Source organism: Pseudomonas viridiflava, assembly GCF_900602065.1.
Taxonomy (GTDB): Bacteria; Pseudomonadota; Gammaproteobacteria; order Pseudomonadales; family Pseudomonadaceae; genus Aquipseudomonas.
Map to the genome: position 1 here is coordinate 325833 of NZ_UWFN01000116.1, position 24147 is coordinate 349979.

Here is a 24147-nt window from a genome sequence, read left to right on the forward strand (position 1 = left end):
GTTAACCATGAAAGTGTTGATCGACCTAGAGTGCAGATTGATGAATTCGACCTGGTCCAATGATGCACCGCAGCGTCTGTATCGCGGGCAAGCCTCGCTCCCACAAGGGAGAGCATTCCAGGCTGATAGATCAGAAAAGCCGGCCCCACGTATTCAGCTCAGCATTTCCAACACTCAGAAATCCCGCTTGTAGAAAATATCCAGCGAACTGGCGATCCCGCTTGCTGCCTCTAGATAAACCTTTTTGCTCAGCATGTACCGCAGGGCAATGGTATTGGCCGGTTCAAACACCCCGACGCCGTAGCGCAAACTCAACTTGTCCGTGATCTTGCCGCTGGCGACCACATTGGTTTTGTCACCCGAGCCTGACGTATCCAGTTCGAAATCACGAATGCCCAGATCTTTAGCAAGCTTGCCGGTGGTCGACTCACTGCCAGCCAGCCCCAACGCCAGCGCAGCCTGAGCCATCATATTGCTGTCTTCGCCGGTATTGTTGAGCGGACGACCCAGCACCAGATAAGACAGCGCCTGCTCCTGACTCATTGCTGGCTCCGAGAACACCGTGGTCGTCGGTTGCTCTGCGCTGCCTGATAAGCGAATACCCGCAACAACGTCATCGGTCTGCCGGATGGCTTCAACATCCAGATACGGCTGGTCGATCGGCCCGGCAAACAACAGCCGCGCCTTGCGAATCGTCAACCGTTGCCCATAAGCACGGTATCGACCGTTATTGAGGTTGAGTTCGCCACGGGTATCGAGGTTGTCGCCAATATGCACCCGCCCGGCGAGGTCTGCGGTCAGTCCGAAACCGGTGAAGCTCAGCTTCTCCTGACCCACCTGGACGTCGATGTCCATGGCCATCGCCAAGGGCGGCGCGCCTTCCTCCGTTTGCTGACCGACGATCACCGTGTCGCCTGACAGCTTGACGGTAGAAGGTGGCAGCTCACGAATGGTAATTGCGCCCTTGGGAATCAGCACCTTGCCAGAGACTCCCAGGCGGCCGCCCTGCATGGATATTTTCAGATCAGGCGCAGCTTCAAGACTGGCGTAAGGCTCGACCGTGATTGGCAGACGAGAGCCCTTGAGACTCAAGTCCACCACCAATGCCTGACTCCAGCCGAGCTCGCCGGTCAAACGCCCTTCACCGGCCTCGCCACTTTTCCAGCGGCCATCAAGCTGGACGTTTTCTCCGGCAATCAGCGCCTGTATCTGCAAGTCCTGCAGACTTATCGGCAGCTCCGGGCCGGAAATTTCACCGCCGCTGAGGATCACGCTGCCGTTCACCTGAGGGGCCAGGAGACCGCCCGACAATCGACCGCTGCCGTTCAGACGACCATTGAGCTTCTGCACCATGGGTACGAACGGACGGGCTATGGACAGGTCAAGCCCGTTCAGGCTGAAGTCGCCACTCAACGTCTTGTTTTTTGCCAATGGGTCAATCCGCGCATTAACCTGCAACGCGCCAAGCTTTTCACCACGAAAATCCAGACGACTGTCGATCAGTTTCGGTGTCAACTTGCTGACCAGGACCAGGGTTTCGTAAGGGAAGTCCAGCCACTGATCCTTCTCCTTGACGCGAAGCGTTCCTCCACCGGCATTGACGGTGATTTGTCCGCTCGGCCCGGCAGCCGGCACGTCGAGTTGCACGTCGGCATTGAGCGAACCTTTCCAGGCAAAATCTTTAGGAAGCCATTGGGCCAGACTTTCCAGGGGGAAGTTCTTCAAGTGGTAACGCAGACGCGGCTCGGGCATCAGACGCTGGTCCTCACCACACAGACTGGCAGCACCCGACAGCCAGCAATGGGCACCGAAGTTCAGCTTGCCATCGGCCAACCGCTCCAGTTTCGCCGGTTGCTGCAACTGCCAGCGCTGCCCGCCTGTTTGCACATCACCACTGGCAAGCCGTCCACGCCAGTTGCCCTTGTCCAGGTTGCCGTCCAGGCCCAGCCCCAGCTTGAGCAGCGGCCCTTGCAAATCAAGCTTCAATTGCTGGCGCTTTATATCGCCCTGAGCGTCTACGACCAGCGTGCCCAACTGCTTGTCGCCAAGCTGTATGCCGCTGCCTTTGATATCGACCGTTGCACGCTGACTGTTGTCGAGTCTGGCATTCAGCGCCAGAGCTTTTAGCTGATTGTCCTGAAAGACGAGTTGCGAGCCCTGAAGAGCTAACTGGCCTTGGGGCGCTTGCAGGGTCCCGGCCATATCAAGACGGCCTTTGACCTGCCCTTGCAACCCCGGCCAGAGCTGCCCAAGCCTCGGCAAATTGATGTCCAGTTGCCCCAGCAGGCGCTGCTGCAAGCTGCCTGCCCCCTGAATACGGTTATCACCCAGGCGCACTTCAAGTGCACCCACATTCCATTTGTCACCGCCCCCGTCGGCCTTGACCTGCAAGACAGCAGGCTGACCACGCAGCTTACCCTTGAGATCCAGATCCGCGTTCAGGCTCAACTGTTCGTTTCTGAGCTGACCTTTGCTGCGCAGCGGTCCAGCCAGCGTACCGGGCAATTGCGCCACCCAATAAGCGGGGTCGAGTGCGCTCAGATCCAGGGCAGTATCCCAACTGATGCCATCGGCGAATTGCAGGTTCAAATGCCCGGTCGCCCTGCCCTGACCCGCAACCATTTCCAGTTGTGGCAGGAATACCTGAGTCAAATCCCCGCTAAACGGGCTGACCAGACTGAATGCGCCTGCCGGGCCGTCGAGGTTGGCACTGAAGTTACCCAGGTATTTGCCATCGGTGTAAGACACCTCTCCGGTGAACTTACGCAACGCCACCTGAGGCTCGTCGATCAGTGGATAGAGCCGATGCCAGGGAAAGTCCAGCCAGTCGATTTTTGCCTCGGCACGCAGCGCTTGCTCCCAGTTCAGCCCACCTTCAAGACTCAGGCGATGCTCTGCGTCGGCACTCAGATCAAGCGCCTCGATAACCGCACCTTTTGCATCGACGCGCCCGTTGAGCACCAGAGCGACCGGGCCTTGTTCTGCAGGCAGACTGGCTGTTCCGTGTAACTGGTAACCCTGTTGAAGATCGCCTTGGGCATCAAGCGACAATTGGTTCAGTTGCAGCGTGTCCGGCAACGAATCGGCCGCTTTGAAAGGTTCGGCAATAATTTTCAACCGCGCAGGCAGGTGTTCCGCCAGGGGCTCCAGCTCGCCGTTCAATCGCCCCTGCAGGTAACCACTGCTAATGCCCTTGAGCTGCAAGGTTTCAAGCAGATTGCCCTGAATATCCAGATTGAGGGCCCATGCGCGGCCATCAACGTCTGGTAACTTCAATAGTCCGGTTGCTGCAAGCGGCCATTTCCCGGATGGCTGGAGCAGCCCGGCCAGATCCAGTACCAGATCATCACGGCGCAGATGCACGTCATCCAGTCGCAGGCCATCGGCAGTCCAGTGAGCAGCCAGCCGTACATCGGCTAGTTGCTCGGCGCCATCCAGCAACAGGCTGCCAATGCGCACATCGCTTAAACGAATCGCTAACGGCAACTTCAAATCGGGCAGTTGCAAAGGCCCGCTTTGCCGGGTATCCGAACCCGGAGCCAGCTGCAGGCGAACCTGATCGGCCTGTAAACGATCAATGCACAGGGTCATTTTCAACAGACAACCGGGCGACCAGTCCAGCGCCGGGTTATCGATTTCAATGCGTGTCGCGTCTTGCTGCCAGAGCAGATGATCGGCCTGCCACTGCCCCGCAAGGTGACCGCTGAAGTTTTCTGTCTGCAGGCCCGGCACCCGCGCCAGGGCCCAACGGCTACCTGTCTCGGTCCCAAGCAACAACCACAAGGTAATAAACAGCAGGAGGACAATACTGACGATTACCAGGCCCGCGACTTTCAATGAGCGCCGCCAGTTCAGAGGCTTCATAGCTCCGGCCCCATCGAGAAGTGCAGTCTGATGCCGCCGTCATCATCCAGCGCGTGCGCCAGATCCAGACGCAATGGACCTACCGGTGAAACCCAGCGCACACCGATACCCACACCTGTCTTGAGACTTGGCAATTCAAGCTTGTCAAACGAGTTGCCTTGGTCGACAAACGTCGCGACGCGCCACTTTTCCGCAATCGAGTATTGGTATTCGAGGCTGCCTGCGACCATATATCGACCGCCGATACGGTCACCGTCGGAGTTTTCCGGGGAAAGGGTCTGATAATCGTAACCGCGTACGCTCTGGTCGCCGCCCGCGAAGAAGCGCAGCGATGGCGGTATCGACTTGTAACCATTGGTGGCGTTGCCACCGAACTGTACCCGCGCAAGAAAGCGGTGATTATCCCAAAGGGTGGTCAGGCCCTTGAGCAACACATTGCCGTGCAAAAGGTTCGAATCAGACATCAGCCCTTCCTTGGCCACCTGGGCATCGAACTGCAGGCGATAGCCATTGTGCGGATCAATGCGATTGTCGCTGCGCAGATAGGAATAACTGACGCCTGGCATCAACAGGGTGCTCAGGCCGGAGTCGTCGCCCAGGCGATATTCTTCACGTTGCCATTTAAGAGAAATGACTCGCTCCCAGCCACTGGGCAGCTTGCTGTGCCACTCAGGACCAACCGTCAGCAGTTTGCTGAGAGTGTCGGTGCCCGCGATTTCCTCGTATTGGTAACCACCTGCGAAGCGCAGTTTGTCGGTCAGCGGCGGGTCCAGCGGAACGTCATACCAGAGGCCTACGTTCTGACGCGGTGCAGACAGCTCGCTCTCGATCCCGTAGCTATGGCCCTGGGGGTTGACCCAGTGACGGGTCCAGTTGGCCTTGCCGCGGGGACCGACGTCTGTGGAATAGCCCAGCCCGAGCCCCATCGTGCGCGGCTTGCGTGTTTCCAGCTGAACAGTGACAGGAATTTCCTGCCCCACTGCAGTGGTCGGTGTAGCGTCTACACGGACGCCTTCGAAATAGCCACTGGTCTGCATCGCCTGATTCAGTTCGGCGATCAACTCAGAGTCGTAGGGCGTGTTTTCCTTGAAGGGCACCATGCGCCGCAAGAGGTCATCATCAAAAGGGGCGTCGCCGCTGAAGCTGACCTTGCCCAAGCTGTAACGCGGGCCGCTGTCGTAAACCAGATCGATATCTGCCACACCCGCTGCCGGATCCACCGAAAGCCGCTGCTGAACAAAGCGCCCGGAAAAGAAGCCATAGCGAGACGCCTGATTCTGTATCAGGCGCTTGGCATCTTCGTAATAGCCATGGTTGAGCACCGCTCCGCTTTTCAGCGCATCACCTTGAGGCGTCCGGAATGCCTTGAGGGAGGCCGCCTCCCCTTCGATGCGAACCGTGACATTACGCAAACGAATCGGCTCGCCAGGCTGAACAGTCATCACCAGCCGCGGCTCTTTGTCTTTACCGGTCTTCACTTCACTGGCGATTTTTGCCTGGTAATAGCCGAGTGCCTGGGCTGCCCGTTGCGCCTGCTCTTCAGCGCCAATGCTGAAGTGCTGCAGGCCGTCGGCATCACGCTCGCCCGGGCTGCCCACATAACCTTCGATATTGGCTTTGAGTTCGGAGTTGGCAGGCGAAACCCTCACCTCCAACTGAGCGTCGGCGAACGCCGCAACAGTGGAAATACTGAGTATCAAACCGCTGGTAAACCTTGCAAGAAACTTCATGGCGCGAATGCTAACACGAGCAACGGTTATCACTGGAACCCGCCAAAAAGTAAGAAATTCATACCTTTACGCCATCTCTTGCAGTGAAACCTGAGGATTTGGGCGGAAAAACACGTGTTCGCGGATAGGCCCTACAGCAACTTCACCTATTTCCTCGTATCCCTGTCTTTTATAGAACTCAAGATAACGAGCATTCCCGGTGTCGAGCACGATGCCCTGAGAGCTTTCATCCTCGGCGCACCAGTTATGCACGGCCTGGAGCAGTTGTCCGCCAAGGTGCTCGCCCTGAAACTCGGGATGAACCCCAAGCAATGGCAGAACATGAACGGACTCCGAAGGCAGGCACGCCAGAACGGCGTTGTAATACTCCAGATAGCGTCGAGTGCAGTTAAACCCCGTACTGAGCACCATGCGTAGACGCCAGGCCCAGCTTTCGGTGATACCCAGACGGCGCTGCGGAGGCGCGATCAGCGCGGCACCCACCAAACGGTCTTCGATGAACAGACCTATAGCGGGTAAATCCTGCAGGAAATGCTGCTTGACCAGTTCGCGGACGGTCGCTCGGACGCGCTGATCGAAACCACTGCGTTCGGCATTGAACAGGTAAGCGAAACCCGGCTCGTGGCGATAGGCGTGATACAGCAGCGAGCGGGTTTCCCTCGAGTAACCGCTGTCGAGCTGACGAACTTCAGCCACGATGGCAGACGATTCAGGCATGGAACAACCTCTCTTCAAGGCGCAGCTCGGACGGCAGCGCTCCGGTGGTACAAAGGGTTCGAGTCAGCGCCTGCTGCCACAGTTCCAATATCCTTCGTGAACACACTAAGAGGCTGCCATCGGCAATACCTGGCCCAGACTGACCTAACCGCACTGGTGATGAAGCGACAGGTCAGCTAGCATCGCTTTTTTGTATTTGCCAGGACTGCCCGCCCATGAAAATCGTTTCGTTCAATATCAACGGGCTTCGTGCCCGACCTCATCAGTTGGCGGCGCTGATCGAGAAACACCAGCCTGATGTTATCGGCCTGCAGGAAACCAAAGTCTCGGACGAGCAGTTCCCCCAGGCGGAAATTGAAGCCTTGGGGTATCACGTGCACTTCCACGGACAAAAAGGTCACTACGGTGTTGCTCTGCTTTCGCGCAAAATGCCGCTGGCTATGCACAAAGGCTTCGAGACGGACGACGAAGAGGCACAGAAGCGCTTCATCTGGGGCACATTTGCCGACGATAACGGCCAACCGATTACCGTTATGAATGGCTATTTCCCGCAAGGAGAAAGCCGCGACCATCCGACCAAGTTTCCGGCCAAACAGCGTTTCTACAATGACCTTCAGGCCTTGCTGGAAACCCGTTTCAGCAACGACCAGCCACTCATCGTCATGGGCGACGTGAACATTTCCCCGGAAGACAGTGATATTGGCATCGGCCCGGAAAACGCCAGGCGCTGGCTGAAAACCGGCAAGTGCAGCTTTCTGCCAGAAGAGCGCGAATGGATGGCTCGCCTGAAGAACTGGGGGCTGGTGGACAGTTTCCGACACCTTCACCCGGAAGTGATTGATCAGTTCAGCTGGTTTGACTATCGCAGCCGCGGCTTCGAGGATCAGCCCAAACGCGGGTTGCGCATCGACTTGATCATGGCCTCCAACGGCCTACAGCCACGCATCAAGGCTGGCGGTGTTGATTATGAACTGCGCGGCATGGAAAAACCCTCGGATCATGCGCCGATCTGGCTGGAATTGAGCTGATTTGTAATGAATAAGCCCATGGAGCGGCGTTAGCCGCGAAGACGCCGGGACAGTTGCTGCATGTGTGGCATCTGATCAGCAGCTTTCCCGGCTAAAGTCGGTCCCGCGCCAGCAGTGCCCCGGCCTCCAACACTCATTGGCTTCAGTGAGCACATCGCCATCCCCCTAAATTCAATTGTCACATCACGGTAATCAATCCGACTTAATCTCTCGGCACTTTCCTGATATTCAAGGTGCCGCACATGCTGCGCGCTGTTTCGTTGCTGGCTGTACTCTCTTTACTCGCGCTTGACGCGACCGCCAGCCTGCCTTTGCCCGCCGATCACACCCCGGTTCTGCGTATTCATGGCTCTAATACCATCGACGCCCAGCTCGGCCCTGCCCTTGTCGAGGGGCTGCTGCGCAAACAAGGTGCTCGTGATATTCACACTGGCGCGGGCCCCGTAGCCAACGAACTCCAGGTGACCGGCACTGCGGCTGATGGCAAGCAACTGACTGTCGAAATCGCAGCCCATGGCTCCGGCACAGGCTTCGCTGCATTGAAGGCGGGAAAAGCTGATATCGCCGCGTCGTCACGGCCAATCAAAGATAAGGAAGTCCAGTACCTCGCGGACATCGGCAACCTGAAAAGCCCCGGAGCCGAGCAAGTCATCGCTATTGACGGCGTTGCAGTCATCCTGCATCCAGGCAACCCCATACGCGAACTGACGACAGAACAACTGGCGCGTATATTTTCTGGCGAAATCCGCAACTGGCAGGCATTGGGCGGAAAAGAAGGTGAAATCCATCTTTATGCCCGTGACGAGCAGTCAGGGACTTTCGAAACTTTCAAAGAACTTGTCCTGCTCAAATACCGCAAGACACTTTCCTCAACTGCAAAGCGCTTCGAGTCCAGCGAACAACTGTCCGATGAAGTGAGCACAGACCGCAACGGCATCGGCTTCATTGGCCTGCCCTATGTTCGTCATTCCAAAGCCGTAGCTGTGGCCGATGGCGATTCGCGGCCTATGCTCCCCAGCGTGAGCCTGATCGCTACAGAGGATTACCCGTTATCGCGCCGTCTTTACCTTTACCTCCCAGTGGAAACATATCAACCCTGGGCGGCCGCGCTAGTCAATTTCGCTCAGAGCCCGGACGGCCAGGCCATCGTTGCGCAAAACGGCTTCGTTGCGCAAACCGTGCAAACCATCAAGGTTCAGGCCACTGCGCAGATGCCCGGCAAATATCAGGCGCTGACCCGCGAAGCAGAACGGCTGTCGGTCAACTTCAGATTTGCCCAAGGCAGCGCCACGCTGGATAACAAGGCGCTGCTCGACGTAAAACGAGTTGCAGAGTATCTGAAGCAACACGACAAACTTGATCAGCGGGTCACGCTGGTGGGTTTTGGCGATGTCAAAAGCGACCCCCAACGCGCGCAGCTACTCTCCCGCTTGCGCGCCATGGCGGTGCGACGGGAGTTGCTCAAAAGCAATGTCACGCTGCGAGAGGTTGTCGGCTTTGGTGATGAGATGCCGGTGGCGGCCAATGACCTTGACGACGGTCGCATCAAGAACCGACGTGTCGAAGTCTGGGTGGATTGATGGGGCATTGCCGATAGCCTGACCAGACTCGATTGCTCGGCTATCCTCGTGAATACCCATCAGGAGGCAACATGCACCCCCCAACCGCACCTGAACCGCCAGACTCTGAGGACAGCAAGCCACCGACGTTCTGGCAGATGCTGCACAGCGTTATGGCGGCTGCATTCGGCGTGCAAAGCGGGAAAAACCGTGAGCGGGACTTTACTCGAGGCAAGCCGATTCATTTTGCAATCATCGGGCTGTCGTTCACGCTGTTCTTTGCCGCAGCGCTGTTTGGCGTGGTGCAGCTGATTGTGTACTTCGCCGTAGGCTGAACGCGACCTATGGAACGGTCGGACGCGACAAAAATGAATAGTCAGTTCCCGCTGGCTGGCCTTTCAGGCTCAGGGCACGGAAATCCACACCGTAGTCATCGCGCTCGCTGTCAGCGTGAATCTGTTTCAGATCACCGACGCGGACCTCTTTCATGACACGGGCCTGGCGAGCACCGATAATTGGCCGAGCGGCAGGCTCACTGGTGTCGTAATCATGCAAAAGGACCATGGCCAGGCCACCCAGCATGAAGTGCCCGCCTGCCAGGGCACTGATACGCCCTTCCTGCAGCGCAATCAGGGATTGCGGTGACCAGTTGATAGAGCTGAACAGTACCTCCCTGCCCGGCTCTCTGGCTGTTTCCCGTACGGCATCCATGGCGCCAAATACCATTTGATCATTTGCCGCCCAGATCAGACTGATCTCCGGGTAGCGTTTGAGCAGAACACGGGCTTGCTCAAGCGCACGATCACGTCGCCAGCCGCCCAATACGATTTGCCGCAAACGAACTTGCGGATGCTCAGCCAGCGCCCGACGCATGCCCTGCTCACGCTTCAAAGAGACCGGAGTGGTGTTGGTACCCGAAAAAGCGAGCATCTCAATCACATTGCCAGCCGTTAGTGGCGGATGCAGGCTGATCAAGCGTTTGGCAGTGAGATAGCCACCCTCCTCATCATCCCCCACCAGGCTGCCAATAAAGTTGGGGTAACGTTGCGAAACATCCCCAAGAATTCGCAACTGGTCAGCGGTCAACGTGTTGTTTACGGCAAAGAGCTTTACCTCGCTGTTCTGTGACAAGCGAAGAATCTCGGGTGCAATATTGAGCTCATTGGAAAACACCAGATAGTCCGGACGGCTCGGCCCCTGCAGCGCATCCCTCGCCTGCTCGACCAGTTGCCGTGTGTCACGGTTGCTGTAGAGCACCGTGAGGCTTATGCCGAGCTGGGCCGCCGACGCGTGCATCAATCGCGTATACGCCGACCAGTAGCCATCGGACGCAGGTCCGGGACTCAGAAAAACTACTGAGGCGGCGCTGGCTGCGTTCAGCCAGCACCCTAAAGCGACCACAAGTACGCCGCAGCAAAGTCGAGTCATTCAGACGAGCCTTGATAAATAGCCAAAGATCTTTTCGAAGATCCACTTAGCTATCGGCCGCTAACCCGATTGTCTGCACCGCAAATGTGTTCCGAGAAGTCTTATTGATGGCTGACCCAGAACACTGCGGCCCCCACAACAAGAATGATGATGAAAAAAATGGCCCAGGCATCAACATGACTGTCGTTCTTGGAAACTTTGGGATGATTGCTCATGAACATTGCCTCTTGTCTGTTTTATTAGTGGCGGCACGGATAAAGCGGTGAGTCTCAGGTTCTTTCAGGTCAGACTCGACCCCAGTAAAGCCGAGGGATGTCCATACCACAAGCAGGGTTATGAACGTCAGACCAAATGCTTATCACTTTTAGCTATTTGCATATATGCAAACGCCACTTTTGTGTATATCCGCAAACTGTTATCTTCCCCCGGCTCCGTCAGGAGTGCGCGGCCGTGCGCGCAGATTTGCTGTGGTAATTGCCTGAGAACAGGACCTATATGTACGTATACGACGAGTACGACCAGCGGATCATTGAGGACCGCGTAAAGCAGTTCCGTGATCAGACCCGACGCTATCTTGCGGGAGAACTCAGCGAAGAAGAGTTCCGCCCTTTGCGCCTGCAAAATGGCCTCTATATCCAGCGTTTTGCGCCGATGCTGCGCGTGGCTGTGCCTTATGGCCAGCTGACCTCACGCCAGACACGGATGATGGCCAAGATCGCTCGCGATTATGACAAGGGCTACGCGCACATCAGCACACGGCAGAATGTTCAGTTCAACTGGCCTGCGCTGGAAGATATTCCGGACATCCTTGCCGAGCTGGCAACCGTGCAGATGCACGCCATCCAGACCAGCGGCAACTGCCTGCGCAACGTCACCACTGATCAGTTCGCCGGCGTAGCGGCTGACGAGTTGGTAGACCCGCGTCCATGGTGCGAAATCGTCCGTCAATGGACCACTTTCCACCCGGAATTTGCTTATCTGCCGCGTAAGTTCAAGATCGCGATCAATGGTTCGACCAGCGACCGTGCCGCCATCGAAGTTCACGACATCGGCCTTGAGCCTGTCCTGAATGAAGCTGGCGAACTGGGTTTCCGCGTGTTGGTCGGCGGCGGCCTGGGCCGTACACCGGTCGTTGGCGCCTTTATCAACGAGTTCCTGCCATGGCAGGACCTGTTGAGCTATCTCGATGCGATCCTGCGGGTTTACAACCGTTACGGCCGTCGTGACAACAAGTACAAGGCGCGGATCAAGATTCTGGTCAAGGCATTGACCCCTGAAGTGTTCGCCGAGAAAGTCGAAGCCGAGATGGCCCACCTGCGTGGCGGCCAGACCACGCTGACTGAAGCTGAAGTGCATCGTGTCTCCAAACACTTTGTCGACCCTGAATACAAAGCACTTGAAGACTTCAGCGCCGAACTGGCCAAGCTGGATCAGGAACATCCCGGCTTTGCTCGCTGGCGCACGCGCAACACCCTGGCTCACAAGAAACCGGGCTACGTTGCAGTCACGCTGTCCCTCAAGCCTACCGGTGTTGCACCCGGCGATTTGACCGACAAGCAGCTCGACGGCGTCGCAGACCTCGCCGACCGCTACAGCTTCGGTCAACTGCGCACCTCTCACGAGCAGAACATCATTCTTGCTGACGTGGAAGAGAGCCAACTGTTCACCTTGTGGCATGAACTGCGCGAGCAAGGTTTCGCCACCCCTAACGTGGGTCTGCTGACGGACATTATCTGCTGCCCTGGCGGCGATTTCTGCTCGCTGGCCAACGCCAAGTCGATCCCGATTGCCGAATCCATTCAGCGCCGTTTCGACGACCTGGACTACCTGTTCGACATCGGCGAGCTGGACCTGAACATTTCCGGTTGCATGAACGCATGCGGTCACCACCATGTCGGCCATATCGGCATTCTGGGCGTGGACAAGAAAGGCGAAGAGTTCTACCAGGTCTCCCTGGGTGGCAGCGCAAGCCGCGACGCCAGTCTGGGCAAGATCCTCGGCCCGTCCTTTGCTCAGGACGCCATGCCGGACGTGATCGAGAAGCTGATCGACGTTTACGTTGAAAAACGCAACGAAGACGAGCGCTTCATCGACACCTTCCAGCGTATCGGCATCGACCCTTTCAAGGAGCGCGTCTATGCAGCGAATCATTAAGAACAACGAAGTCATCGATGAAACCTGGCACCTGCTGCCCAAGGAGACATCCTTTGACGAATTGTCGAACTGCGACGACCTGATCGTTCCGCTTTCGCTGTGGCGCGAGCATGGCCACGCACTTGCTGCCCGTGATGGCGGCCTGGGTGTCTGGCTGGACAGCGATGAAGAAGCTGAAGAAATCGGAGCCGATGTCGACAAGTTTCAGGTCATTGCCCTGAACTTCCCGGCCTTCACCGACGGCCGCAGTTACTCTAACGCGCGCCTGCTGCGTGATCGTTATGGTTACAAGGGTGAACTGCGGGCTATCGGCGACGTACTGCGCGATCAACTGTTCTACCTGCATCGCTGCGGCTTCGACGCGTTCGCTATTCGCGCCGACAAAGATCCGTATGAAGCACTTGAGGGATTGAAGGACTTTTCAGTGACGTATCAAGCCGCAACCGACGAGCCGCTGCCGTTGTTCCGCAGACGTTAATTCGTTCGTTGCCTGAAAAAGCCCAGGTCTGGATTTCCAGCCTGGGCTTTTTTCATATCGGGGGACCGGTTTTAGCCGGAAAGGTGGCATTCCTGACGATAAAAATGTGGCGGATGTACTGGCCTCTTCCCGAGTGAATTCGGTCCTACAGGCAATCTTCCGGTCACACCCGCGGGTTCACACCTCATTGGCGGCAGGACCGCCCGCCAGTTCCGCCTGGGTCAATTGCGTCATCAGTTGCTCTTCGTCTACTTGCCGCTGGAGCATGATTGCGTCCGCTTCTCGCTTGTAAACAGCATCGGTCATGGGGCGTACGCTGTGCAAATCATCCAGGGCTTCCATGCGAATTGCCGTTGCCCGCTGGCAGGCCAGGACTTCATCGGCGTATTGACGCTTCAAGTGTTCAATCCAGAAATCACGCTTGATCGCAAAGGCGGTCAGCTCCTCGGGCGTCTCACGACTCAATACGGTCTGTTCGGCCCTGTTCAGCGCATCAGCGGTAACATCTGCAGAAGTGGAAAACTGCATGGTGCGCGACTTGATCGGCAATTCAAGGCGACTGGCAAGGCCCACACGATAGGCCAACTGCACCTCGACATCTTCGGTAAACCCGATGCGTGCGGCGGCATCCATTCTCGCAATGCCATCGACCTCCTCAAGACGAAACAGGCCGCGTAAGAGCTTGAGCAACTGCGGCCCTTCTCTTCCTGCGCCCGCCAATGAACGTGCCTGACTCACCAGTACTTCCAGCTCCATGTTGCTGAAAATGACAGAAGCACCATCAACACAGGTTTCCGGGAACGCCGCCATCGCAATTAACCGGGTACGCAATGCTTCATCCTGCGCTCCGGCTTCGAGTAGATCCCACACTCGTTGCGTGACGGCTGCACGACTGAGGCTGAAATCGGCAGAGCCTTGTAAGCGGGAGATGATTTCGAAGAAATCTGCAGCATGCAGCTGGCTCCAGAACAGCTCCCAAAGCTCGCGACGATGCACGCGCTCCAGTGCTGGCGTCTGAGCCAGCCAGAACTCTACATTGTCAGCCACTTCGGTAAACACCATCGGGCCGCCAACGGTGCCGATACGGATTCGGGTACCAATGGAAAGAGGATTGCCGTCGAGAAGGGTATGGTCGGCAGCGCCAGGCATCTCGAAGAAAGCCTCAGGCAGCGTCGTAATCTGATTGCCGCGCAGGTCCAAAGCCACCAGACCGGGGATTTCGAAGACGCCGACGGGAGCCTCCACAAGGCCGGTGCCGCGCAAAAAAAGATTGAGCAGTTGCGGCATGGCGCTGACGTCAAGCAGTGGCCCGATCGGGTTGCGCTCAAGATTGAGCAAGCGCAGATTACGTAGGCCGCTGAGGGTTTGCATCATGTCGCCAGTGAGCACAATGCGGTTGTTGGCCAGGGTCAGGCGAGTCAGCTGTCGCAGATTACGAATGCCTGCAGGTATCACTGACAGGAAGTTGTTTTCGGCATTCAGCCAGCTCAGTCCAGGGCATTTACTCACAAGGGCGCTCACGGATTGTTGCGACATATAGGTTCGCGCGACATTAATGGCCGTTACATGACTGAAATCACCGGGCAAATAAGGCAGATCGCCAATCACCAGGCCCGACAAATCCAGTGCGTAGCCATTCAGATGTCGGGCCAGCGTGCCGGTTACAGGCGTTTGTCGTTGCCAGCAGCGCTTGATGATTTCAGCCGCTTGACGACGGGACAGACTGGACACCGGTATCGAATGGGTTTCAGTCACTGGTCGCCAGCTCATCGGCCCGTTGACCCAGCGCTCAAGGCTGCGGTCCAGCGACTGAAAATCCATGGACAATCGTGCCAGCTGTATTTCGATTGATGTGCCGTTGGCGCGCATCCCGGCAATAAAGTCAGCGGTCTGCTGCGAGGTGAAGCCTGGGTATAGCGACTCGACCTGTGCATGCAATGAAGGTTGTGCCACGCCAGGCACCGATGCGGGCGCCGTGCCATTATCCATCCCGCCCTTGAGGCCGCCGAGGTCAATATCCCACTGATCGGTATCCAGTTGCTTGATAAACGGCCCAGCTCTACCGGTTCCGTCAGAAGCCGTGATGCGCCATTGACGAGCGGACTCCTCCCAGCACACCTGGTATGCCCTGTCATGAATCGGCACGAAATAATGTCCATCGGAATGGTAGATGTCGAGCATGCCGTTGGGACCGTGAATAGTAGGTTCGCCGTGCACTGATGCGGACGGAGCCTCGAACGTTTTCAAGGACTGACGCAGACCGGAACCGAGTGAGCGCAGGTTGGGAGGCGCCATTTCAAAGCGCATACGCGATCTACTGATAGGCTCTGACCCTTTCCCGGCCACCGGGGCTGGCTCATCAACACCGGTCAGCGGCTCAATTGATGTCGCATCTGACAGGCTGGCAAGCACTTTGACAAAACCTTCCGCGGCCAACGGCAGAGCGTTGAAGAGACCAAATGCGATGCGCTGCTCGGCGTGTTTGCGCTCTTCAAAGGTTTTGCCTTGATGCGCTTGAACCGCTCCAACGCCGACCAGTGTGACGGAAAGACCGATAATGAATGGCACGGCCTCAGGCACCATCAATGCAATCAACCCGGTAAAGACAAGACTGCGAGTCAATCCTTCGGCAAGCCCCTCCAGATGAGCTTCATTGCGGCTGTGGATGACCGACCTGGCATCATCTCTGAAACGTGCCTGCAAGCGGTCACGCACAGCATCAAACGGATCACCGATGATCTGCTTGCCCGCGTGCACGTACTGGCGCGGCGGCCAACTACCCGTTGCCCTGTCAAGCCAGTGCGGATAAGCCGCAACCCCCTCAAGAGCGGTGTGCAAACCACTCAGAAACAACCCGTCGCTGTTGTCGCGCTCCTGAAAGTGCGCGGCCAGCGCCAGCCGCCTGCCGGGATCCCGGCACTGGGTCGCCAGCCATTGCGACAGCTTCCTTTCACTTTCAAAGCCGTGCAGGGGTGAAGAGTTTCCGGGGATGTAAAGCAGCGTGCGCAGACTGCGCCGGTCCTTGATCAGCAGAATGTCAGTGGCACTGTAGTGATGAACTTTCAACGGTGAAACGACCACATGACGTGGGGCGGAAAACGGCTCGGCAAGTTTCGCCGGAGTGAGCGTGTCCCAACGCTGTGCCGCCGAGAGCCCCGCGGATTCAAGTGCCAGTTGCCAGTCGGGCGTGCTCAGTGTTTCTTCATGCAGCTGCAGGAAAGCTGCTTTGACAAAGGCGGCTTTGGCCAGGACCGGGAAATACTGCGCACGAGTGGAGAGCAACTGCTCCAGATAGCTGTTGTAGAGCCTGCGCAGGTCAGTGTCTTTGATGAATTGCTTGAACTGATCAGGACTGACACTGGTGTGTGTTGAGGCGTCATAGCGTTGCGGACTGGTTCGCCTGTAGAGCGCTTCGTAGGTTTGCACGGTGAAGTTCGGCAGCAGCTTCTCGACTCGTCTCAATTCAATGCCTCCGGGCCGCCAGGGCTGGAAGAAGTCGTACCACCTGAGCAGTACCGAACGACGCCGTACGTTGTTCAGCAGCGCCTCAGTCAAGGTCAGTGCCTGCTGCACAACGGCCGGGTAAGGCGCAGTGGCCGGCGGCGAGTTGAAATGAAGTGTCGTCAGGCAAGTGGCATCAGGATCAACATCGAGCGCCCAATGTTTGAGGGCGTACGCTTTGATCAGCGCCCTGGCAAAACTTGCCGGGCTTTTGATGACCGCACCGTGATCGGTAACGAAGGTATCCAGCAGTGGATTGTTCGCAAGGTAGTCGGCTGTTTTAGGCATTTCGGGCAATTTCCTTATTGCAAAGAGATTGCCAGTCTTAGCGATATAGCGAAGCGAAATGACCTGTATAAATACCGCGCATGGATTTATTCGAGGCAATAAAAAGCGTCGCCTGCAAAATTGCAGGCGACGCTCGAAGGTTTTACCAGAAGCGTTGTTGAGTCAGACGACTCCACCAACCCAGCAGGAGCCGGTCCACCGAACCGGTGGCAGCCATGCCCATGCGTTCTTGCAGGCTTTTACGCTGTACGTAATGCAGGTGAAAGACTTCAGCGGTCTTGGCGCGCTCACCAATGTACTCGTCGCTGGTCTTGAGTTCATCGACCAACTGCTTGTCCAGCGCTGCGACACCCAGCCATACCTCGCCGGTAGCCACTTCATCAATCGCCAGTTGCGGACGGTAATTGGCAACGAAGTTTTTGAACAGGTCGTGAGTGATGTCCAGATCCTGCTGAAACTTCTCGCGGCCTTTCTCCGTGTTTTCGCCAAACACCGTCAAGGTACGTTTGTATTCGCCGGCAGTGAGCACCTCAAAATCAATATCGTGCTTTTTCAGCAGACGATTGACGTTAGGCAACTGGGCGACGACGCCAATCGAACCGAGAATGGCAAAAGGCGCACTGATGATCTTGTCACCGATGCAAGCCATCATGTAACCACCGCTGGCCGCCACTTTGTCGATGCAAATGGTCAGCGGAATACCGGCCTGACGAATACGCGCCAGTTGCGATGAAGCCAGGCCGTAGCTGTGCACCATGCCGCCACCGCTTTCGAGGCGCAACACAACCTCGTCCTTCTCGGTAGCCAGCGTCAGCAGCGCAGTAATTTCATGGCGCAAACTTTCAGTCGCGGATGCCTTGATGTCGCCGTCGAAGTCCAGCACATAGACACGCGGCTTGGGGTCGGCCTGCTTCTTGTCTTTCTTGAGGCTTTTAGCCTGCTCTTTACGCAAGGTCTTGAGGCGATCCTTGTCGAGCAGCGACTGTTCGAGGCGCTCGCGCAGAGCCTTGTAGAAATCATTGAGTTTGGTGACTTGCAACTGCCCGGCCGACCGACGGCGGCCTTTGCCGCGCAACGACGCAATCGCCACGAGGACAACAACAATGGCGACAACCAGGGTGACCGTTTTGGCCAGGAAACTGGCGTAATCGGCTAAAAACTCCACAGAGACTCCTCACTTCGATGGCGCCCTTACCATTCAAGGGTCGCGGATGACTCAAGCATACCGGCGCGGCCTGTCGGCGACCAGCCGCCAATCGTTTAGAGATCGACCATTCAAACAAGCGTATGTTTTTTCATTGACACGCCTTCGGCATCCTCATAACCTCGCAAACACTTCAACGTACCGGGATACGGACGTGGGCAGCATCTACTTGATACGACATGGCCAGGCGTCTTTTGGTGCCGACAATTACGACGTACTGTCGCCTGTCGGAGTTCGCCAGTCAGAAGTGCTGGGCGCGTATTTCTCCAGGCTAGGCTCAGGCTTTGATCGCTGTATCGCCGGTGGCTTGCGCCGACAGCAGCACACTGCCGAACTGACGCTGGATCAACTCCGGGCTGCAAGCCTGAAAACCCCGCAGTTGGAGATCGACGAGGCCTTTAACGAATTCGATGCACAAACCACGATCCGTATGTTGCTGCCCGCCATGCTGGGCGACGAGCCTGAAGCGCTGCATGTAATGCGCAACGCCGCCCAGAACCGCGCCGAATTTCAGCGCCTGTTTTCCTTGATCGTCGCACGCTGGCTCAGCGGCGAGCATGACAGTCCCGAGCTGCAAAGCTGGGAAGCGTTCGTGGCTCAGGTTCAAGCCGGTTTGCAACGAATACTGGAACGCGCCCAAAGCGGCGAACGCATTGCGGTGTTTACCTCCGGCGGTACCATTACCGCCCTGCTCCACCTGATGACCCAAATGCCCGCTCAGCAAGCTTTCGAGCTCAACTGGCAAATCGTCAACACCTCGCTCAACCAATTGAAGTTCCGTGGTCGAGAAGTCGCGCTGGCGAGTTTCAACAACCATGCTCACTTGCAACTGATGAATACGCCGGAACTCATCACCTATCGATGACCCTGGCAAAAACCGTTACAGAACAACCACTAAAAAGGATCGAACCATGACCTCCGTAGCCGACGCCGTTCAAGCCATGAAAGCCAAGTTCAACCCAAGTGCCGCTGCTGGCCTGGACCTGGTCTTCGGTTTCCGTATCGATGAAGACAAGCACTTCTCGCTGATCGTCAAAGACAGCACCTGCGAACTGCAGGAAGGCGAAAACCCTGACGCTCAAGTCACTCTGGTCATGGACGGCGAAACCCTGCAGGGCATCGTCAGCGGCGAGACCGACGGTATGCAGGCCTTTATGGGCGGCAAACTGCGCGCCGAAGGCGACATGATGCTGGCGATGAAACTGAGCGAACTGTTCCCGGCCTGATCAATGAGACCGGAAAAGGAAACCGAAGCCTGAGCGCTTCGGTTTTTTTTTGCCCGTTTTTCGTCTGAGCCATAAAAGTGTCCGGGCCATCAAAGGCAATGATCGACGAGCAACACGGCGGCCAATAAGACAGCCAGCACGTTGTTCGCAACATTCGATTAGTCAATGATCTATGCGCACCATAATAAGCAGAAGGGATAAGCATGGCGCTTACTGACCAGTCCACACAGATCCGCGCAGGCGAAGAGCTGGATGCCGCGCTCATAGACCCTTACCTCAAGGCGAATATCCCAGGCCTTGAGGGCAGTCCGGTGATCAGCCAGTTTCCCGGTGGAGCATCCAATCTCACTTACCTGGTGCAGTACCCTGATCAGGAATTCGTACTGCGACGCCCGCCTTTCGGCCATAAGGCCAAATCGGCCCATGACATGGGCCGCGAGTACCGCATCATCAATCAGCTCAAGGACGCGTTCCCGTATTGCCCGAAAGCGTACCTGCACTGCACCGACGAGTCAGTGATCGGCGCCGGCTTTTATGTCATGGAGCGTATCAAGGGGATTATCCTGCGTTCCGACCTGCCAAAGGAGCTGAATCTCACCGCGCCCCAGACCCGGACACTCTGCAAAAGCTTTATTGACCGGCTCGTGGAGCTGCACCGTGTGGACTATCAGGCCTGTGGCCTGGGTGATCTGGGTAAACCGGAAGGCTACGTTGAGCGTCAGGTTCATGGCTGGGCTGACCGCTACGACAAAGCCCGTACGCCGGACGCGCCAGAGTGGACGCATGTCAAAGCGTGGCTGGCAGAGAAGATGCCCGCGGACCACCCGGTGCCGGCAATTGTGCACAACGACTACCGCTTCGATAACGTACTGCTGGACCCGGCAAATCCGCTGCAGATCATCGGCGTGCTGGATTGGGAGATGACCACGCTGGGCGACCCGCTGATGGATCTCGGCAACACCCTTGCCTACTGGATTGAGGCCAACGATCCGGCCCCGGTCCAGTTGATGCGACGCCAGCCCAGCCATGCGCCGGGCATGCTGACTCGCCAGCAATTCGTCGACTACTACGCCGAACGCTCGGGCATCACCATCGAAAATTTCGACTTCTACTACACCTACGGGCTGTTCCGGCTGGCGGGGATCGTGCAGCAAATCTACTACCGTTTTTTCCAGGGCCAGACTCAGGACAAGCGTTTCGCACAGTTCATTCACATGAACAAACTGCTCGAACAAATGAGCCTGCAGGTCATCGATAAATCCAGACTTTGACTGGGACTCAACAAGACAAGGAAAACACTATGTCCAGAACCGAATTGTTCGACCTCGACGGCAAGATTGCTTTTGTGTCCGGGGCCAGCCGCGGCATCGGCGAGGCCATCGCCCGATTGCTGGCGCAGCAAGGCGCGCACGTCATTGTCAGCAGCCGCAAAATCGAAGGCTGCCAGCAAGTCGCCGAGGCAATCATCGCCGAGGGCGGCCAGGCCACCGCCATTGCGTGTCATATCGGTGAAATGGAGCAGATCACAGCGGTTTTCGCACAGATCCGCGAGCAATTCGGCAGACTGGATATTCTGGTCAACAATGCCGCGACCAACCCGCAGTTCTGTAATGTGCTGGACACCGACCTCGGTGCTTTTCAGAAAACCGTCGACGTGAATATTCGTGGCTATTTCTTCATGTCGGTTGAAGCAGGCAAGCTGATGCGCGACAACGGCGGCGGCAGCATTATCAATGTGGCCTCGATCAACGGCGTATCTCCGGGCGTTTTCCAGGGGATCTATTCGGTGACCAAAGCCGCAGTGATCAACATGACCAAAGTGTTCGCCAAGGAATGCGCGCCTTTTGGTATTCGCTGCAACGCCCTGCTACCGGGCCTGACCGATACCAAATTCGCCTCGGCGCTGGTCAAGAACGATGCGATTCTGAAAACCGCTCTTCAGCAAATCCCGCTCAAGCGAGTCGCCGATCCGTCCGAAATGGCCGGTGCCGTGCTGTACCTGGCAAGCTCAGCGTCGAGCTACACCACCGGTGTTGCGTTGAACGTGGATGGCGGGTTTCTGTCCTGACCACCGCGCAAACCCTTCTCGGCAACAAGTTGCCTCCTACCGGACTCAACACAAACCGGTAGGAGCGAACTTGTTCGCGAGGCGGCAGACCTGAATCACAGCGCAAGCCCTCTCGCCAACAAGTTGCCTCCTACCTGATACGGCGCTCCTGCAGTAATATACGCAGCTTCCGGAGCAGCCTTTCTGCCCGATTGCCAAGTAAGCCCTTCCCATGCCAATTGAACTGAGTGTCGAGCTGAGCACCCTTGCGGTGCTTGTTGTCGTTGCCTTTGTTGCCGGTTTCATCGACGCCATTGCCGGGGGCGGTGGATTGCTGACCACCCCGGCTCTGATGACCGCAGGCCTGCCGCCGCATCTGGTGTTGGGCACCAACAAACTCAGTTCTACCTTTGGTTCGGCCACCGCGGGTTTTACCTTTTACCGGCGCAAGCTGTTTCACCCACGGCAATGGACCCATGCGCTGATCGGTACCGCCATCGGTGCGTTGATCGGCGCCGTGATTGCTCAGTACCTGCCGGGCGAATGGATCAACCAGATGCTGCCAGTGATCGTCTTCGGTTGCGGCTTGTACCTGCTGTTCGGCGGCACACCCAAGGCACCGGTAAACAGCGATGCACCGATCAGGAAAAAGTGGCAGTTCCCGCAAGGTCTGGGCCTGGGCTTCTACGATGGCGTGGCGGGTCCGGGAACTGGCGCGTTCTGGACGGTCAGCACCCTGCTGATGTACCCGCTGGATCTGGTGAAAGCCAGTGGCGTGGCACGCACCATGAACTTTGTCAGCAACGCCGCAGCGCTCACGGTGTTCATTGTTTCCGGGCAGGTGGACTGGCTGATTGGTCTGAGCATGGGCATCGCGGTGATGCTCGGGGCGGCCCTTGGCGCCCGCAGCGCTATCAAGGGCGGGGCAAAATTCATTCGCCCGGTGTTCATCACCGTCGTGTTGTGCCTGACCGCCCGCCTAGCCTGGCAACACTGGTTCGGGGGCGCCTGAGCGCTGCGCCAGGTATAACTCGATCAAGTGCCGGGCAATCGAGCGATTGGCTGGCAACGGCGGCAGATCATTGATACTGAACCAGCGGGCATCTTCGATCTCGTCCGCCTGAGGGACAATCTCGCCACTCTCATATTCGGCATGAAAACCCAGCATCATTGAATGGGGAAATGGCCAGCACTGGCTCCCCACGTACTTGATGTTCCTGACCTTGACCTGCACCTCTTCCATCACCTCGCGGCGCACACAGTCTTCGGCAGACTCGCCCGGTTCCACAAACCCGGCCAGTGTGCTGTAGACACCGGTCACGAAACGCGGCGAGCGGGCCAGCAGGATTTCGTCACCACGGGTGATCAAGACGATCATGCTCGGCGAGATACGCGGATAAAAGCGCAGGTTATCGTGCTCGCAATACATCGCCCGCTCGCCCGGGACTTGTACCGTGGGACGTCCGCAACTGCCACAGAACCGGTGCTCACGGGCCCAGGTGCTGATCTGCGCGGCATAGCCCAGTTGCTGGAAGACTTCGTACTCGCCAGACAACATGAACTGCCGCAATCCTTGCCAACTGCAGCCTTCGACCTCTACCGCTTCCTTGAGGACATACAGATAAACCGGTTCGCCATCGAAATGACCGATGCCGTGCTCGCTGATGACATCAAGCTCCTGACGCTTGAGCCATTCCCGGGGGAACATCGCCCCGTTACTGTCCAGCAGGAAACCTTGCTCGCTGTGAACGACAGCCCAACCGCCCGGCATCTGAATATCCAGTACAGCGGTGGTCCAGCGACTGGGGCCCGACATAAAAAACTCCCTGATACGTTGATCTGATGCTCGCTCTGGCTTTCGCTCTAGTTCTCGAAAGCAGGCTTTTGCTTGCTCATCTGAGCAACCATGGCGGTTTTCAAGTCTGCTGATTGCAGCATGGCAGCGTTCCAGATAGCAACGTGTTCCAACCCGTCATCGACGCGGTGATCACGCATATAGCTGATCATTTCCTTGGTACCGGTGATGGCGATTGGCGACTTGGCAGCGATCTCTCCGGCAATGGCCAACACACCCTCAAGCAGACTGGCCGAGTCGGAAAAGACACGATTGACCAGCCCGATCTCCTTTGCCTCTGGAGCTTCAACCGTGCGCCCGGTATACGCCAGCTCGCGCATGATGCCATCGCCGATGATGCGCGGCAGGCGCTGCAGCGTCCCCACATCGGCGGCCATGCCCATGTCGATTTCACGAATCGCGAACTTCGCGTCCTGAGCGCAATAACGCATGTCGCACGCAGACACCAGATCGATGGCACCGCCAAGGCAGTAGCCTTGAATGGCTGCCAGCACCGGCTTGCGGCAACGATCAACCGCAGTGAACGAAGCCTGCAACTGCTGAATTTTGCGCCGCAACGCTCGCGCATTACGCCCCGGGTCCTTGCCCATTTCGTTGGCCACAGAGGCCAACAGTTGCAGATCGATGCCTGAGGAGAAGTGCTTGCCTGCCCCGCTGAGGACCACAACACGCACCTCATCGGTCTCATCGACCCACTGGAAAATATCAATGATTTCAGACCAGAATGCGGCGTCCATCGCATTGACCTTTTCCGGTCGATTGATCTGCACGTGGGCAATGTGATTGTTGAGCTCAACGACAAACGATTGATAGTCAGACACGGCTGATCCTCACTGGATTTTGTTGTTCTGGCGGCAACCCGATTCAAGCGCCAGACTATAACAAGCGAGTCTTTACCGGGGTAAGGCAGCGGTTGTGACATTTGCCGGACCCACCGCGCAATTGCAGCGCTAAAACGGGCTGCAGGCAGCGAAACTATGAACGCTCGTCGCGCCCAGCGGTCCAGTAATGGGTAAGCGATATTTAGCTGCGTCACAGGCATTGACAGCGCAGCAGCCGATTTTAAGG

At 57.2% G+C, this 24147-nt stretch carries 18 protein-coding genes; 10 read left to right on the forward strand and 8 right to left on the reverse strand.

Annotated elements, in window-relative coordinates; genetic code table 11:
- Nucleotides 1–174: 174 nt before the first annotated feature.
- The 3 genes from EE949_RS06755 to EE949_RS06765 all read right to left on the reverse strand — a co-directional run bounded on the left by EE949_RS06755 (nucleotide 175) and on the right by EE949_RS06765 (nucleotide 6311).
- A complete protein-coding gene (locus EE949_RS06755) occupies nucleotides 175–3864 on the reverse strand; it encodes a translocation/assembly module TamB domain-containing protein (RefSeq protein ID WP_122663566.1) in 3690 nt (1229 codons plus the stop codon).
- Nucleotides 3861–5594, reverse strand: coding sequence for an autotransporter assembly complex protein TamA (locus tag EE949_RS06760; protein ID WP_122663567.1), 1734 nt, complete (start codon nucleotides 5592–5594; stop codon nucleotides 3861–3863). Before EE949_RS06760 ends, EE949_RS06755 begins: the two co-directional genes overlap by 4 nt.
- 66 nt (nucleotides 5595–5660) lie before the next feature.
- Nucleotides 5661–6311, reverse strand: coding sequence for a GNAT family N-acetyltransferase (locus EE949_RS06765; protein ID WP_122663568.1), 651 nt, complete (start codon nucleotides 6309–6311; stop codon nucleotides 5661–5663).
- Between the two features lie 215 nt (nucleotides 6312–6526).
- On the opposite strand from EE949_RS06765, the gene xthA reads away from it, so the two are divergent.
- From xthA to EE949_RS06780, 3 genes are all read left to right on the forward strand, one after another.
- Nucleotides 6527–7339 carry an exodeoxyribonuclease III gene (gene xthA / locus EE949_RS06770; protein ID WP_122663569.1) on the forward strand — a complete coding sequence of 271 codons (813 nt, stop codon included), beginning with the start codon at nucleotides 6527–6529 and terminating at the stop codon, nucleotides 7337–7339.
- Between the two features lie 242 nt (nucleotides 7340–7581).
- Complete coding sequence (locus tag EE949_RS06775; protein WP_122663570.1) at nucleotides 7582–8919, forward strand: substrate-binding domain-containing protein; 1338 nt, start codon at nucleotides 7582–7584, stop codon at nucleotides 8917–8919.
- Between the two features lie 71 nt (nucleotides 8920–8990).
- The gene (locus EE949_RS06780; RefSeq protein WP_122663571.1) at nucleotides 8991–9233 is read left to right on the forward strand and encodes a DUF2970 domain-containing protein; all 243 of its coding nucleotides are present in this window, start codon (nucleotides 8991–8993) and stop codon (nucleotides 9231–9233) included.
- Nucleotides 9234–9240: 7 nt separating this feature from the next.
- On the opposite strand, the gene EE949_RS06785 is transcribed toward EE949_RS06780, so the two are convergent.
- Nucleotides 9241–10326, reverse strand: coding sequence for an ABC transporter substrate-binding protein (locus tag EE949_RS06785; protein ID WP_122663572.1), 1086 nt, complete (start codon nucleotides 10324–10326; stop codon nucleotides 9241–9243).
- Between the two features lie 495 nt (nucleotides 10327–10821).
- On the opposite strand from EE949_RS06785, the gene EE949_RS06790 reads away from it, so the two are divergent.
- Nucleotides 10822–12480, forward strand: coding sequence for a nitrite/sulfite reductase (locus tag EE949_RS06790; protein ID WP_122663573.1), 1659 nt, complete (start codon nucleotides 10822–10824; stop codon nucleotides 12478–12480).
- Entirely contained in the window at nucleotides 12464–12958 is a 495-nt protein-coding gene (locus EE949_RS06795; RefSeq protein WP_027902228.1) for a DUF934 domain-containing protein, read from the forward strand. Before EE949_RS06790 ends, EE949_RS06795 begins: the two co-directional genes overlap by 17 nt.
- Before the next feature lie 177 nt (nucleotides 12959–13135).
- Here EE949_RS06795 and EE949_RS06800 read toward each other — a convergent pair whose 3' ends face one another.
- Together EE949_RS06800 and sohB are read right to left on the reverse strand one after the other, a co-directional pair.
- On the reverse strand, nucleotides 13136–16747 hold the full coding sequence (locus EE949_RS06800; protein WP_122663574.1) for an NEL-type E3 ubiquitin ligase domain-containing protein: 3612 nt from the start codon (nucleotides 16745–16747) through the stop codon (nucleotides 13136–13138).
- 142 nt (nucleotides 16748–16889) lie between these two features.
- Nucleotides 16890–17912 (reverse strand): protease SohB, encoded by a 1023-nt coding sequence (gene sohB / locus EE949_RS06805; protein WP_122663575.1) that lies wholly within the window; start codon nucleotides 17910–17912, stop codon nucleotides 16890–16892.
- A 193-nt stretch (nucleotides 17913–18105) separates the two neighbouring features.
- Between sohB and EE949_RS06810 the strand changes: the two genes are divergently transcribed.
- The 5 genes from EE949_RS06810 (at nucleotide 18106) to EE949_RS06830 (ending at nucleotide 22236) form a co-directional block, all read left to right on the forward strand.
- A complete protein-coding gene (locus tag EE949_RS06810) occupies nucleotides 18106–18816 on the forward strand; it encodes a histidine phosphatase family protein (protein ID WP_122663576.1) in 711 nt (236 codons plus the stop codon).
- 46 nt (nucleotides 18817–18862) lie between these two features.
- Nucleotides 18863–19177 carry an SCP2 sterol-binding domain-containing protein gene (locus EE949_RS06815; protein ID WP_122663577.1) on the forward strand — a complete coding sequence of 105 codons (315 nt, stop codon included), beginning with the start codon at nucleotides 18863–18865 and terminating at the stop codon, nucleotides 19175–19177.
- A 203-nt stretch (nucleotides 19178–19380) separates the two neighbouring features.
- On the forward strand, nucleotides 19381–20448 hold the full coding sequence (locus EE949_RS06820) for a phosphotransferase family protein (protein ID WP_122663578.1): 1068 nt from the start codon (nucleotides 19381–19383) through the stop codon (nucleotides 20446–20448).
- 29 nt (nucleotides 20449–20477) lie between these two features.
- Nucleotides 20478–21245, forward strand: a complete 768-nt coding sequence (locus EE949_RS06825; RefSeq protein ID WP_122663579.1) for an SDR family oxidoreductase — start codon at nucleotides 20478–20480, stop codon at nucleotides 21243–21245.
- A 211-nt stretch (nucleotides 21246–21456) separates the two neighbouring features.
- Nucleotides 21457–22236, forward strand: coding sequence for a TSUP family transporter (locus tag EE949_RS06830; protein ID WP_122663580.1), 780 nt, complete (start codon nucleotides 21457–21459; stop codon nucleotides 22234–22236).
- Here EE949_RS06830 and nudC read toward each other — a convergent pair.
- On the reverse strand, nucleotides 22204–23040 hold the full coding sequence (nudC, locus tag EE949_RS06835; RefSeq protein ID WP_122663581.1) for an NAD(+) diphosphatase: 837 nt from the start codon (nucleotides 23038–23040) through the stop codon (nucleotides 22204–22206). The two genes, EE949_RS06830 and nudC, sit on opposite strands and share 33 nt — an antisense overlap.
- Nucleotides 23041–23087: 47 nt before the next feature.
- Nucleotides 23088–23900, reverse strand: coding sequence for a crotonase/enoyl-CoA hydratase family protein (locus EE949_RS06840; protein ID WP_122663582.1), 813 nt, complete (start codon nucleotides 23898–23900; stop codon nucleotides 23088–23090).
- Nucleotides 23901–24147: the final 247 nt, after the last annotated feature.

Excerpts from the sequence above, each read along its gene's own strand:
- EE949_RS06755 (WP_122663566.1), bottom strand. The coding sequence starts at position 3,864 with ATGAAGCCTCTGAACTGGCGGCGCTCATTGAAAGTCGCGGGCCTGGTA.
- EE949_RS06760 (WP_122663567.1), bottom strand. The coding sequence starts at position 5,594 with ATGAAGTTTCTTGCAAGGTTTACCAGCGGTTTGATACTCAGTATTTCC.
- EE949_RS06765 (WP_122663568.1), bottom strand. The coding sequence starts at position 6,311 with ATGCCTGAATCGTCTGCCATCGTGGCTGAAGTTCGTCAGCTCGACAGC.
- xthA (WP_122663569.1), top strand. The coding sequence starts at position 6,527 with ATGAAAATCGTTTCGTTCAATATCAACGGGCTTCGTGCCCGACCTCAT.
- EE949_RS06775 (WP_122663570.1), top strand. The coding sequence starts at position 7,582 with ATGCTGCGCGCTGTTTCGTTGCTGGCTGTACTCTCTTTACTCGCGCTT.
- EE949_RS06780 (WP_122663571.1), top strand. The coding sequence starts at position 8,991 with ATGCACCCCCCAACCGCACCTGAACCGCCAGACTCTGAGGACAGCAAG.
- EE949_RS06785 (WP_122663572.1), bottom strand. The coding sequence starts at position 10,326 with ATGACTCGACTTTGCTGCGGCGTACTTGTGGTCGCTTTAGGGTGCTGG.
- EE949_RS06790 (WP_122663573.1), top strand. The coding sequence starts at position 10,822 with ATGTACGTATACGACGAGTACGACCAGCGGATCATTGAGGACCGCGTA.
- EE949_RS06795 (WP_027902228.1), top strand. The coding sequence starts at position 12,464 with ATGCAGCGAATCATTAAGAACAACGAAGTCATCGATGAAACCTGGCAC.
- EE949_RS06800 (WP_122663574.1), bottom strand. The coding sequence starts at position 16,747 with ATGCCTAAAACAGCCGACTACCTTGCGAACAATCCACTGCTGGATACC.
- EE949_RS06815 (WP_122663577.1), top strand. The coding sequence starts at position 18,863 with ATGACCTCCGTAGCCGACGCCGTTCAAGCCATGAAAGCCAAGTTCAAC.
- EE949_RS06820 (WP_122663578.1), top strand. The coding sequence starts at position 19,381 with ATGGCGCTTACTGACCAGTCCACACAGATCCGCGCAGGCGAAGAGCTG.
- EE949_RS06825 (WP_122663579.1), top strand. The coding sequence starts at position 20,478 with ATGTCCAGAACCGAATTGTTCGACCTCGACGGCAAGATTGCTTTTGTG.
- EE949_RS06830 (WP_122663580.1), top strand. The coding sequence starts at position 21,457 with ATGCCAATTGAACTGAGTGTCGAGCTGAGCACCCTTGCGGTGCTTGTT.
- nudC (WP_122663581.1), bottom strand. The coding sequence starts at position 23,040 with ATGTCGGGCCCCAGTCGCTGGACCACCGCTGTACTGGATATTCAGATG.